The 12317-nt window shown below is 53.7% G+C and carries 11 protein-coding genes; 4 read left to right on the top strand and 7 right to left on the bottom strand.

All coding sequences use genetic code 11. From position 1 onward, the window contains the following. Window positions 1–204 precede the first annotated feature (204 nt). A complete protein-coding gene (locus ABYV26_RS11360; RefSeq protein WP_372681072.1) occupies window positions 205–960 on the bottom strand; it encodes a FadR/GntR family transcriptional regulator in 756 nt (251 codons plus the stop codon). 184 nt (window positions 961–1144) lie between these two features. On the opposite strand from ABYV26_RS11360, the gene ABYV26_RS11355 reads away from it, so the two are divergent. Further along, window positions 1145–2425 carry an MFS transporter gene (locus ABYV26_RS11355; RefSeq protein ID WP_372681070.1) on the top strand — a complete coding sequence of 427 codons (1281 nt, stop codon included), beginning with the start codon at window positions 1145–1147 and terminating at the stop codon, window positions 2423–2425. A gap of 16 nt (window positions 2426–2441) precedes the next feature. Here the strand turns inward: ABYV26_RS11355 and ABYV26_RS11350 are convergent, their stop codons facing one another. From ABYV26_RS11350 to ABYV26_RS11335, 4 genes are read right to left on the bottom strand one after another with little or no spacing between them, the layout of a single operon-like run. Further along, window positions 2442–3050, bottom strand: coding sequence for a membrane integrity-associated transporter subunit PqiC (locus ABYV26_RS11350; RefSeq protein ID WP_372681069.1), 609 nt, complete (start codon window positions 3048–3050; stop codon window positions 2442–2444). Then, window positions 3047–4729, bottom strand: a complete 1683-nt coding sequence (locus ABYV26_RS11345) for an intermembrane transport protein PqiB (protein WP_372681067.1) — start codon at window positions 4727–4729, stop codon at window positions 3047–3049. Before ABYV26_RS11345 ends, ABYV26_RS11350 begins: the two co-directional genes overlap by 4 nt. Beyond that, window positions 4710–5372 carry a paraquat-inducible protein A gene (locus ABYV26_RS11340; RefSeq protein WP_372681065.1) on the bottom strand — a complete coding sequence of 221 codons (663 nt, stop codon included), beginning with the start codon at window positions 5370–5372 and terminating at the stop codon, window positions 4710–4712. The genes ABYV26_RS11345 and ABYV26_RS11340 overlap by 20 nt, the downstream gene beginning before the upstream one ends. Next, on the bottom strand, window positions 5363–5968 hold the full coding sequence (locus ABYV26_RS11335; protein WP_372681063.1) for a paraquat-inducible protein A: 606 nt from the start codon (window positions 5966–5968) through the stop codon (window positions 5363–5365). The genes ABYV26_RS11340 and ABYV26_RS11335 overlap by 10 nt, the downstream gene beginning before the upstream one ends. A gap of 197 nt (window positions 5969–6165) precedes the next feature. Here ABYV26_RS11335 and ABYV26_RS11330 point away from each other — a divergent pair, with 197 nt between their 5' ends. The 3 genes from ABYV26_RS11330 to ABYV26_RS11320 all read left to right on the top strand — a co-directional run bounded on the left by ABYV26_RS11330 (window position 6166) and on the right by ABYV26_RS11320 (window position 9036). Further along, a complete protein-coding gene (locus ABYV26_RS11330; RefSeq protein WP_372681061.1) occupies window positions 6166–6435 on the top strand; it encodes a hypothetical protein in 270 nt (89 codons plus the stop codon). Window positions 6436–7239: 804 nt separating this feature from the next. Continuing rightward, window positions 7240–8559 carry a (Fe-S)-binding protein gene (locus ABYV26_RS11325; protein WP_372681059.1) on the top strand — a complete coding sequence of 440 codons (1320 nt, stop codon included), beginning with the start codon at window positions 7240–7242 and terminating at the stop codon, window positions 8557–8559. 111 nt (window positions 8560–8670) lie between these two features. Beyond that, complete coding sequence (locus tag ABYV26_RS11320) at window positions 8671–9036, top strand: hypothetical protein (protein WP_372681058.1); 366 nt, start codon at window positions 8671–8673, stop codon at window positions 9034–9036. A gap of 205 nt (window positions 9037–9241) precedes the next feature. Here ABYV26_RS11320 and ABYV26_RS11315 read toward each other — a convergent pair whose 3' ends face one another. After that, a complete protein-coding gene (locus ABYV26_RS11315; protein ID WP_372681056.1) occupies window positions 9242–10807 on the bottom strand; it encodes a DUF3369 domain-containing protein in 1566 nt (521 codons plus the stop codon). Further along, window positions 10800–12197 carry a PAS domain S-box protein gene (locus ABYV26_RS11310; RefSeq protein ID WP_372681054.1) on the bottom strand — a complete coding sequence of 466 codons (1398 nt, stop codon included), beginning with the start codon at window positions 12195–12197 and terminating at the stop codon, window positions 10800–10802. The genes ABYV26_RS11315 and ABYV26_RS11310 overlap by 8 nt, the downstream gene beginning before the upstream one ends. Between the last annotated feature and the right edge of the window lie 120 nt (window positions 12198–12317).

The raw sequence follows: 12317 nt of genomic DNA, 5'->3' as shown, positions 1-12317 counted from the left end.
TGCCCCGCCTTCGCGGGAGTGACACCACTTGTGACTTTTTACGGAACCATCAATGTTGATTGAAAACAAAATCAACATGCCGATTTAATCGTGAACGATTGCTTAGCCGATCCCTTCCCCATTCAATATTCGAGGTTCGCGGTTCGCACTAATTCGATTCCAAATCCCTCAATGCCTCAATTCCTGAATCCCTAAATTCGGAATTCAGCCCTCTGTCATCTGCAGGCAGTTTTCCCACAGCTTCCTGCCCGCCCCGCTTTTCTTCAGCCGGGAAAGATAGGTTTCCACATCGATAACGTGGGCCAGCATCTGCTCTGCGGCCAGTTTGGGGTCACCACCGGCGATGGCCCCAAGGATTTGCTCATGGGCCAACAGAACGGATTCCATGAAACCGGCGTCGGGTTTGAGAATCTGTTTGAAATCCTCAAGCAGGGTTTCGACAAAGTCCAGCATCAGGACCAGGATGGGGTTGTTCGTCTGGCGTGCGATCAGCCGATGGAAGGCGATCTCGTTCCGGCTGACATGGTTCCATTTTTTTTCCTTGAGGTTTTCCCGGGTCGATTCGTTCAACTGCTGCAGCGTTTCCAGGTCAGATGGCGATATGCCTTCGGCCGCCCGTGCGGCGGCGTAGGGTTCCATGATGCGACGGAACTCGGAAAGGTCTGCGATGGTCAGATTCTTGAAATAAAGGTAGTTGGCCAGGTTCTGGGCGGCCACCTGTTCGTCCACTTCCACGATGAACGCCCCACCGCCGACCCCTTTGCGCACGTCGATGAGCCCCATGTGCTCCAGCGCACGCATGGACTCACGCAGGGTCTGCTTACTCACCTGGAACTGCTCGCCCAACTGCTTTTCCGGCGGCAGCCGGTCCCCGGGCGCCAGTCGTCCTTCCAGGATGGCGGTGCGGATCTGGCCGATGATGATTTCAGTGGTCTTGCTCTGACGAACGGTTTCGAACATTCGGGTGCAGCCTTTCTCCGGTTGCCAAGAACGATCTTCACGAAAAAATATTCAAATATCATAATATTTTTATATTCGTCAATACCATTGATCGTCGCCATCGGATCATTTTCACAATGTACATCGACGCCCGTCTATGCTATGGCAGGCCGTTCTCATCCTGAACCGGTAAAAAGGTGTGGCCTTGATCGATCAACCCGTCTCCACTTCATTTCGCGACCCCCACCGCTGGGTAGTCTTTTCCATCATCTGTCTGATCTATTTTTTGGTCTATTTCCACCGGGTCTCCACCTCGGTGATCGCCTCGGACCTGCTGGCGGCGTTTGACACCAATGCGACGGCCCTGGGCTTCATGTCGTCCATGTATTTTTACATCTACGCATTGGACCAGCCCATTGTAGGCTACCTGGCGGACCGCATCGGCCCCCGGCGGGTGATTGCCTATTGGAGTATGACCGCAGCCGCCGGATGTTTCATCTTCGGCATGGCCCCCTCCATCGGGTGGGCATCGCTGGGTCGTGCACTGATCGGTTTCGGGGTGGGCGGGGTTTACGTACCGACGGTCAAGGCCCTGTCGCAATGGTTCAGTGAAAGAGAGTTCGCCACCATGGTGGGGCTGCTCATGTCCGTGGGCAACTTCGGCGCGGTGGTCGCCACAACACCGCTGGCGTGGGCAGCCGGGACCTGGGGGTGGCGGCCCACCTTTTTTCTCATCGGCGGGGTCACCATGGGGATGGCCATCCTGATGCTGGCCGCAACCCGCGACCAACCACCATCGAAGCACCCGCATCAACGACATGACAATTCGCCCGCCACGCCGTCACCGGGCCTGGCACGCACCACGGTCACGATCATTGCTTCAAAGCAATTCTGGCTCCAGGTCACCATTTTCTTCGGCGTCTACGGAACGGCAGTGACCCTTCAGGGGCTGTGGGCCACCCCTTTTTTAATGGCCGTGCTAAACGTCGAACGTATCCTGGCCAGCCAACTGAACATGCTGATCCCCGTCGGCGTCATCATCGGCGCACCCTTATTCGGCTGGATGCCGAATCGTTTTTGCCTGAACAAAGCCCACACACTGACGTTCCTCACGGCGGTTTACACCATGTGCTGGCTGGCCATCCTCATGGTGTTCGACCGCTTGGGCATGGTCGGTTATGCAGCGCTTTTTTTCGTAATGGGGGTTGTCATCGGCGGATTCATCAGCACGATCTGGGGCATCATCCGGGAAACCACGCCAGCCGAACGTTTAGGCCTGACCTCCGGGATTCTCAACCCGGCGCCCTTTTTGGGTGTCGCCGCCTTTCAAGTGCTGACCGGCAACATCATCGACAAGGCTGGTCGTGCCGGCGAACTGAATTCGCTGTCTGGATTCAAAAGTGCATTCAGTGTCTGCCTGGCGGGCGCGCTCGTCTGTCTGGCGCTCTCATTTCTCATCAAAACCAAAGTCTCTAACGGCGACTGAAACGAGTGGGCAAGCGTCAATGGATCGGAAAACGGTTCAACGTCTCGGCAACCTCTCGGCAAAATGCCTCGAGCACACGGCTGTGGGCGGCGGCAAGCGCATCGAAGCCCGGTCCGGTGATTGTCTCTGAAATTCTTGTCCATCGAGACGGCGACGGGTCACCGTTGCCGGTGATTGTCCACACGGCGCCGAGCAGCATCGTTTTATCGGTGGTTCCGATCAATTCGAGGAATGTCACGTCGACGGTGACATCCGGCTTGAGGCCGGCCGGCCAGGGCGCGGTGTACACCCGGGCATCGGACATGAGCATTTGGAGGTTGTCGCCGAGCACCTGCTGAATCATGCGGTCCGGAAAATCGGCCCACCGGTGGTGGGAAGAAACTTCCAGTTGGTTCGGCCCGGTCCGTTTCACCATTTGTACCCGATTGAGATATCCGGGCAGTTCAATTGGATTGACACCGACGGTCTTGGACCGCTCACCATCGGCAGCCGCTGCCGAGATGGAGGTGACGGTCAGCGGATTCAGGATATAGTAGGACACAGATGGGGTAATGGATCGGCATCCGGATAAGCTGATGATCAGCGAACAAATGAAAGCGAGGGTCCACAGCGATAAGCGGTTCATTCCGGGTTTCCTTTTCCAAAAACGATGGCGTCGGGATGGCGCTCCAGATAGTCGGCCAGGGCTTCCACGGCCCGGGCCGCCTCCTGAAGTTCCAGGAGCAGACGATTCAGGTTGTGGGCGATGGGTGCGCCTTCGCCCAACACGGAGTTGGCAGTGGCAAGGGCTTCCTCGCCGCGGGCCATGGCCTCTCTTGCCTGGTCCAGCATACGGTTGACTTTCGGCAGGGTGCCGTCGTTGAGGACGGAAGTCACTTTCTTGAAATCGGCAAAACTCTGGTCGATATTGTCGATGGCGCTTTCCAGAGCCTTGGATCCGGTCATCGCCTCGACCTGGCGCGCGGCCTCCCGAATGTCTGCCATAGTCTCTTCCAGGGGAAGTTGGTTGAAGCGATTCAACAGCTGTTTGGCCGTTGCCGCGAGCTCCTCCACCGTGTTGTGGATGGTGGGCAGTACCGGATACACGTCACCCGTGCGGATATCCTGGGGTTCAGCCTCCGGTTGAATGCGCATGCTCACGTAACTCTGGCCGGTCAGCAGGTTCCCCGTCCGCTGCTGCGCACGCAGCCCTTTTGCCACCAGCTTCTCCATCACTTCATACTCGGGTATGGCCAGTTCACCGGCAAGTTCGATCCGGTCCGGCTCGATGGCAATCAGCACCGGAATCCGGAAAGTCAGCGTATCTTGATCAAACAGCAACCGAATGCTGACCACTTCGCCGATCTTTATGCCGTAGAAGTCTACCGGAGCGCCCGGCGACAGTCCCCGAACGGTCTCTTCAAAGTAGAGCAGATAATACTCACGATAGCTGTAGGAGGCTGCATTGGCGGCGTCACGGTTGTCATACAGAGAGAAGACTTGGTTCTCAGCAGGCAGGGCAGCCGTTTTGATGTCCTCCGCAGTGAAAAACGAAATCCCCCCCACCAGCAGACTGGCCAGCGAGGGTGTGTCAATGCGGACCCCGTCGGCACCGATTTTCACGTTCAGGCCGCTGGCATTGTAAAACCGGGAGTCGCGTTTGACCTGATGGTGATAGGGAGCTGCCACGAATATATCAAGGAGCACACCTGTTCCGTCTTCGGCCATATCCACATTGGTGACGCGCCCCACCTTGACCTGCCGGTAATACACCGGAGACCCGATATCCAGGGAGCCCAACTGCTCGGCCCGCAACTTGAATTGCCGCCCTGGCGTGTCCCTGAAAATGGCCGGCGGCTTCTCACTGCCTTCAAACCGGTTTACGACTTTTCCGCTGCGACCGGGCATCATACCAATGTAGGCACCGGAGAGCAGGGTGCTGATGCCGGACACTTCACCCACAGCCACACGCGCCCTGACGACCCAGAACAGTGTATCCCCGTTGAGATGAGCGGCCACCTCACGGCTCATGTCCGCAGAGACCACGACCTGGGACAGATCCTCGCTGAGTTGAATGCGCTGAACCTTGCCGACGGTGACATCTTTGTATTTGATTTCCGTTTTACCGGGCACCAACCCTTCGGCGGATTTGAAGACAATCGTGATGGTCGGACCCGTTTCCTGGACCGCTTTAACGGCTAGCCAAACGCCGATTAACGCGGCGAGAAGAGGAATCAGCCAGACAATGGAAAAGCGCTTTCCGCGCCCGATCACAGGCTCGGGAATCGGTTCGTCAACAGCGGGTTCAGCGGACAGTTGATTCATCATTTTTCTCCAGCGCGTCCCAAATCAGTCTCGGATCGAAAGTCATGGCGGCAATCATGGTGATGACGACCACAGCGGCAAAATAAACGATGCCGGGTCCCGCTTCGATGGTGGTCAGGTAACCGAGCCGAACCAAAGCGACCAGCACCGTGACCACAAAGACATCCAGCATGGACCAGCGCCCCACCAGTTCCGTCACTCGGTAGAGAATAGTTCGCTCTTCGGGCCGCCAACGGGATCGCCGTTGAATCGAAAGAAGAAGTCCAGCCAGGACGATCAGCTTGGCAATGGGAACCACGATGCTGGCCACGAAAATAATCAGGGCAATCCCCCAGGAACCGGTCTGCATGAAAAAGATAACACCACTCATAATCGTATCGGACTGGGTGCTGCCGAGATAGGTGGTGATAGTCACCGGCAACAGATTCGCCGGAATATAAAAAATGATCGCTGCAATCAACAGGGCCCAAGTGCGCGCAATGCTGTTCGGTTTTCTAATATGAAGCGGTGTACCGCATCGGGGGCATCTGACTTGGACCCGTCCGGCCGCCGACGACCGTCGGACCAGCAGGCTGCAGCCATGGCAGTTGAACAGGCCGGATCGGGCGGCAGAATGGTCCGCAGATACGCGCGTCATCGCCATTGGTCCATTTTCTCCCATATGGTGATAGGAACCAGAAAGGTATTAACCGCCGCCAGCACAAAAACCAGCGCGAGGAAGGAGAACAGGGCCGTACCGGGGATGATGGTGGCCATTTTGGCCAGTTTGACCACGGATACCAGGATGCCCAGAAAAAATATCTCGGTCATGCTCCACGGGCGAAGGGTGAGCGCCAGCCTGAAAACCCGCCGGTTGGCCGGCAGGCGATGCCCTAATTTCATTGGCCACAACACGTAAACGAGGGCTCCCAGCAGCAAACAAGGGATGAGCATGCTGGTAAGCAGAACCAGCATGGCCACACCCGCCATGCTCTGCTCGGAAAGGATGATCGCTCCGGTGATGAGCGTGGTTTCCAAGATAGTTCCCTGGGATTCCAGCGACAAAAACGGGTAGATGTTGGCGATGACCAGCAACACCAGGCCAGTAAGGGCCAAGGCCAACGACCGATCGATGGTTTTCGGGAAGTGGACATACAGCAATGCCCCGCAACGTCTGCAGCGGGCTTTGCTGTTCTCCGGCAGCGGTTGCGCGCGGTGCAGCAGGTCACATTCGTGGCAGGCGATCAGGGATTGCATCATAGCCACAAGGCACCTTCAGGTCATCTTCGTCCTGTCCTTTTAGCGGAAAACCCGCGTGCCCCGAAAAAGGGAACAACGCCATGCACGGCGACAGGTGCAGAAAACCGCTGCACGCGAAGACCAGACAAGGTAATAATTTCCGCTTCAGTTCAAATACCGTTTAAATACCACTATTTCCGAAACCATGCAATGGTTTCATGACCGCCGGTGGCTCCACGGCGGCTCGCCATGCGGTTTGGCAGGAAGTGGAGAAACAGGAACCGATTAGGTGTGTTTCAGGCGACCTGAAGATCGGGTTTGCCCTTACGGCGACGAATGACTTTGACAATGGTGGGTGTCGTTTTCGTGCGGGAACCGGCCTTCGTGTTTGGGTCGGTCTGCGTAAAAAGCTGAAAGAGTTTGGCTTCTATTTTTTTTCGCTTGTTCTCGTCCATCAAATTTTCTTCTTCGTCTTTCTTGGTTGTTGATTAGAAGCCATCTCAAAAACAGGATATGGGTTCAAGATCAAGGCGGATACGCGTTTCAACCCACATGCATACTGCAGTATGTCGAGGATTTGAAACGAGCATCCAAAGCAGAAATTGAGCCAAAAGACCTTTTCGAGATGCCTTATAATCATGGTTAGGCCCTGCTGCACATATCCACAGCCGGACCATCCAGTTTGGGGTGCATGAAGCGGCTGGCCACATGCACGATTGTCAGCAATCCACCTGCCGTTTAGGGATTTACGTCTGCATTAATTTTTATTAAGGGAGGCAAACACCGCTTTACGTAGGGGTAAGCGCATTTCCTGCCAATAGCAGGACTATTACGTTAGAAACCCTGTTTATAATAATCAAACCGTCTTGGCAAGGGTTAAATGACCACACCGACCGTTTTTTTTCCGCCAGGTCAATCAACCAGTGTCGCACGATCAGAACCCACCGCCTCCCATATAGGTGCAGGTTTGCGACCGTCTGGCGATACCACCGCTGTATTCTGTTTTTATCTACCTGGAAATACATTCTTTTTTAAAACTTCTGACGTATAGCGTTCGGGCACGCTTTATGCTTTGCTGGAAAGGTAACAGTCGAACGGCCCTGCCAACGGTGGCCGCCGGATAAGGGCCGCTGAAAAACAAAATTGAACTGAGCATTGTGCCGGACTGGCAGACAAACAAGGTGGTACCATATATTTTTTCCGAGACCCTGAACCCTATATCGGACCCTGAACACGATAACTTGAATTAAATTGCAGATGACAACCTTAAATCAGAACAGGAGGCGAAATCGATGAATGATGATGTCATTCGGTTGGGCGGCAAAAAACGGAACACCTTTATGGACAAGGTCAAGGAGATCTTGCCGGAAGGCGGCAACCTGAACCTGTGCCTCACCTGCGGTGCTTGCTCGTCCGGATGTCCGGCAACCGGTTTGGAGGGTATGGATCCGCGAAAGTTCCTGCGCATGGCCGCACTCGGTTTGGACCAGGAGATCGCCAAATCGGATTGGCCGTGGATGTGCACCATGTGCCAGCGCTGCATCTATGTCTGCCCGATGAGTATCGACATCCCGCAGCTGGTATACAACGCCAGGGGGCTGCGCCCGAGAGAAGAGCGGCCCAAGGGCATTCTGGGATCCTGCGACATGGCCCTTAGAAATGAGAGCACCAGTGCCATGGGCACCGCACCCGATGACTTCGTCTTCGTTGTGGAGGATGTACTGGAAGAGTATCAGGAAGCGCAGCCCGAATTCGCCGACATGCAGGCGCCCATCGACAAGGAAGGGGCTGAATTCTTCCTTAACCAGAATTCACGGGAACCGGTCACCGAACCTGATGAGCTGGTTCCCCTGTGGAAGATCCTGCACCTTGCCGGGGCGGATTGGACGTACGGCAGCGCCGGCTGGGCCGGAGAAAACTACTGCATGTTCCTGGCAGACAACGACTCCTGGGAAAAGGTAACCCGGACAACCGTCAATCAGGCCAATAAATTGGGGGTGAAAACATTCCTCAACACCGAGTGAGGGCACGTGACCTTTTCAGTCCGGGCCGGACTGAAAAAATTCAATCTGGAACACCATTTCGAAGTCAAAAACATCTATGAGTACTATGCCAAGTGGATTCGTGAAGGCAAACTCAAAGTCAATTCAGACTGGAATAAAGACCTGAAGATCAAGTTCACGGTGCAGGACCCCTGCCAGATCGTCCGCAAAAGTTACGGCGACCCGATTGCCGAGGATCTGCGCTACGTGGTCAAATCCGTGGTCGGTGAAGAGAATTTCATCGACATGCAGCCCAACCGCTCCAACAACTTCTGCTGCGGCGGCGGCGGCGGATTCCTGCAATCCGGCTTTAAAGAACAGCGCCTCAAATACGGCGAACTTAAAGATAAACAGATCAAGGCCACCGGCGCCGACTACTGCATTGCCGGCTGCCACAACTGCCACGCGCAGATCCACGAACTCAGCGAGCATTACGGCGGGGGCTACCCCGTGGTTCACCTGTGGACCCTGCTCTGCCTCTCCCTGGGTATATTGGGCCCCAATGAACGCGAGTATCTGGGTGAAGACCTGAAGGAAGTCAACGTGTTTCACCCGGAAACGGCCATGTAGACATAGAACGGACAAAGCCGATTTTGATACCCGGCATTGTCGCTTCGCAGACCTGCCGACAGGCGCTTAGTTCTAATGCCTGTCGGCAGGCCACCATGCTTGGACAGGATCATGGACAGCCATCTGACCGTAGGGGAACTGCAGGCGCGCTGGGAAAAGGCGCTGACGGCGACCCGAACCGCTGCGTCGATGCACCCGAACACCTACCGGGATCTGAAAGCGCGGGCGGCTGAAATCGTCGAGAACCCTGTCGACATCAACGACTACTTCCCCAAGGTGGAAGAACTGGTCAACCACTTGAAAACCATGGATCCCGGCGGCCACGGAAGCATTTTCGAAATCTTCAACGCCCGCATCTCACCGTCGAGTATCTGGCAGGTGAAGCTGCTAAGGATGGATTGCAAGGACCTTTTGGCCCACCTGCAGGCCTTCGATGAATGGCGCCGCAAGCAACACCACCTGCGCATGGTCAAATAGCCGGAGGTGAACGCCATGTTAAAATTCAGCCCGATCTTCGTGGATAGACACACCCTCGTGAATGCCGGATGCAAATCTGGGCCGCCTTGCCTTTCTGGGTATACCGGTGGTGGTTCTAAAGCATGCTACCCTCCTTGATCCATTGTTTTGCGGCATCTTCTGTTTCAGTTGTCAAGGCCCATTCTTTTTCGTGACCGACCCTCAATCAGTCCGCGTATTTGTTACAAACATCCAAAAACTCCTGGTAATTATCCAAAAAAAGATCTACCAGCGTCGGATCGAACAATGCCCCCCTGGATTCCTTGATGTATTGAAACACTCTTTCGCTCTCCCAAGCTGATTTGTACAGGCGCGAGTTGCTGAGTGCATCGAATACATCGACCAGGCCGATAATTCGTCCGAAAATGTGGATGTCCTCACCCCGGAGTCCTTGGGGGTATCCGAGTCCATCCCACCTCTCGTGGTGTTGATAAGCCACAATTGCAGCCGCTTCGATGATCCGCCGATTCGATTTACATAGGATTTCATAGCCGATCCTGGTATGTCTTTTCACCGAGTCAAACTCCTGCGCGGTGAGTTTCCCGGGCTTGTTCAAAATCGCGTCGGGAATACCTATTTTGCCTACGTCGTGCATGGGAGATGCCATGCGCAGTAGATTCGCCTCTTGTTCATCCATCCCCAGCTTTATCGCCAGCAAGTATGACAGCTCCGAAACCCGGCGGACATGGTTTGCCGTCTCCTCCGAGCGAGTCTCGACGATTTCACCCAACGTCTCGATAACCTCCTTTTGGGTCTCGATAATTTCTTTGCTCAGATATATGTTGTCGAAGGCGATGCCTACATTGGTTGAAAAAATCCGGATAAGGTCCTTGTCGAGATGAGTCAGATATTTGCATCCGTCAAAATAAAGGAGGTTTTTGGAACCGTTTTCTGTCTGAAAATACCCGACGTATGCGTCATCGATAAACAGACTCTCTTTCTTTTGAATAGCCTGGCTCAAATGCATCCTCACTTCCTGATCCAGAACATCTTCAACGTATTTATTGACGTAGACCTCATATCGCCCGGTGCCGGCAATGATTTCTAGTTTGTCCTTTGCGTCAGATGCGGCAAACCCGGAAGACTGAAGAAAGAGCGAGTCTTCGTTTACCTGGAGGAGCGAGGAAAGCTGGGTCAGTATTCCTTCTGTAAACTTTTGCAGTCTTTGGTGTGCAAACAGATGGCCGGTTGAATTTATTATTATTTCTAAACCCTTACGGTTTCTTTCGATGGTACGCAAATCTCGGTAGGCTCTCAACGAGGATGTGATGGTCGTAAAAAGTTTGTTGGCCGTCAGTTCGGTTTTCTCTTTGTAGTCATTGATGTCATATTCTGTAATGATCTCCTTTTCCGGTGCTTTCCCGGGTTGCCCGGTCCGCAGGATAATCCGTACAAAGCTGTTTTTCAGCGTCTCACGGATATAGCGGACAACATCCAGACCGGAGGTGTCGGATTCCATCACGACATCGAGCAACAGGATGGCCGTATCGGGGTTATCACAAATCAAACGCTCGGTTTCCTTACCTGAATAGGCATGCAGTAACCCCACCCCGCCTCCATCGAAGCGATAATCATCAAGTACCATCTTGGTTATGTTGTGAACCTCTTTCTCATCGTCGGCAATGATAATCTTCCATGAGCCATTGTGCCCCATGTCCTGCTCATTGAATTCTTCTTCGGCGAATACGAGATCGTCGGCGAGACTATCATTCTGGTTCGGCAATTCAGACATCATCTATCTCCTGATTCAACGGGATCTTTATGGCAATGACAGTTCCTTTTCCGGGTTCACTTTCGCAGCTGATCGAACCATTCAATGTCTGTGTGGCGATGTTAAACACAATATGCATGCCGAGGCCTGTGCCTCCGCTGGCGCGTTTGGTGGTAAAAAAGGGTTCAAATATGTTAAGGCGCGTGTTTTCATCCATTCCCACACCATTATCACGGTAAATCAACACATAGGCAGCACGCGTTTTTGAAAAACGGATTTGAATTTTTCCCCTTTCGATTCCCGAGAAGCCATGTAAAAGGGAGTTCATTACGAGGTTTGTGATGATCTGCGAGAAGGCACCGGGGTAGCTGTTGATCTGTAATTTCTCTTGACAATCAACTTGAACATGGTGCTTTGTTTTCTTCAACTGAGGGAGTAAGCTGAGCAAAACGTTGTCGATGTAATCCTTGACGCCAAAGGATCGTCGTTCTTCATTCGATTGGTCCACGGCAACCTGTTTAAAACTCCGAATAAGGTCCACCGCCCGATTCAGATTCAACAAAATCGATGAGGAGGCGTCGTTCGCGGCCTTGAGGTACTTATCGAGGTCCGACCGCTTCATTTTTCCGAACGCGTGCAGACTGTTGATATGACGTGTCTTCTCCTCCAGCAAAGACGACGCCGTTACACCGATTCCCAACGGGGTATTGATTTCGTGGGCGACACCGGCCACGAGGCTTCCTAGCGAGGCCATTTTTTCCGTCTGCACCAGTCGGTCTTGTGTTTTTTTAACAGTCACCAACGATTGTTTGAGTGCCAAATTAACCTCGTTGAGCTGGGCCGTCCGATTCACCACCCGCTGCTCGAGTTCATCGTTCATCTGACGAATTTTTTCTTCTGCCCGCTTTCTGGCAGTGTCGTCCCTTGCCACCCCCCGAAACCCGGCGGGCTTACCCTGCAAGTTCCGGATCAAACTTGTGGACATAGAAAGAATCCTTACTTCACCGTCTTTTCTGACGATACCATAGTCCATGACGTCCACTGACTTGCCGGAGGTGTATAGCGTGTTAAACACCTGGTACATCTTTTTTGCGGTATCCTTGTTTGTGTAATCGTGGTAATCAAGACCTTCCATCTCCTGTGGAGAGTAGCCCAAAATCTTCGCCGCCGAATGGTTGAAAAATTTTAGCTTTCCAGCCAGGTCGACCTCAAAATACCCCTCCTGCATACTCTCGAGAATCGTCCGGTATCTTTCCTCGCTCAACTTGAGCGCCTCGGCACTGCGCTTCCGTTCTGAAATTTCCTGCTGCAGGTCCTTGTTCATGATAACCAATTGAGAGGTTCGCTCCGCAACCCCCTTTTCCAATTCAAGGTTGGCTGCATGGACTTTCGACTTTTCAGCCTCTAGCATGCGGGATTGGATATATTCCTTTCGCAGATAGTATTCGATCGAATAACAGGCGAACATACCCAATAGGTTGCCGGCCAGGAAAAAAAAATTATTGCTGATGAATACGGGAATTGGGGTGTC

This window comes from Desulfosarcina sp. (assembly GCF_041551955.1).
GTDB lineage: Bacteria > Desulfobacterota > Desulfobacteria > Desulfobacterales > Desulfosarcinaceae > Desulfosarcina.
This window is presented reverse-complemented; position numbering and strand designations above follow the sequence as displayed.

Bases quoted from the DNA above. Each gene is read 5' to 3' on its own strand.
- ABYV26_RS11360 (WP_372681072.1), bottom strand. From the start codon at position 960: ATGTTCGAAACCGTTCGTCAGAGCAAGACCACTGAAATCATCATCGGC.
- ABYV26_RS11350 (WP_372681069.1), bottom strand. From the start codon at position 3,050: ATGAACCGCTTATCGCTGTGGACCCTCGCTTTCATTTGTTCGCTGATC.
- ABYV26_RS11345 (WP_372681067.1), bottom strand. From the start codon at position 4,729: ATGAATCAACTGTCCGCTGAACCCGCTGTTGACGAACCGATTCCCGAG.
- ABYV26_RS11340 (WP_372681065.1), bottom strand. From the start codon at position 5,372: ATGGCGATGACGCGCGTATCTGCGGACCATTCTGCCGCCCGATCCGGC.
- ABYV26_RS11335 (WP_372681063.1), bottom strand. From the start codon at position 5,968: ATGATGCAATCCCTGATCGCCTGCCACGAATGTGACCTGCTGCACCGC.
- ABYV26_RS11330 (WP_372681061.1), top strand. From the start codon at position 6,166: ATGACCGCCGGTGGCTCCACGGCGGCTCGCCATGCGGTTTGGCAGGAA.
- ABYV26_RS11320 (WP_372681058.1), top strand. From the start codon at position 8,671: ATGGACAGCCATCTGACCGTAGGGGAACTGCAGGCGCGCTGGGAAAAG.
- ABYV26_RS11315 (WP_372681056.1), bottom strand. From the start codon at position 10,807: ATGTCTGAATTGCCGAACCAGAATGATAGTCTCGCCGACGATCTCGTA.
- ABYV26_RS11310 (WP_372681054.1), bottom strand. From the start codon at position 12,197: ATGCTAGAGGCTGAAAAGTCGAAAGTCCATGCAGCCAACCTTGAATTG.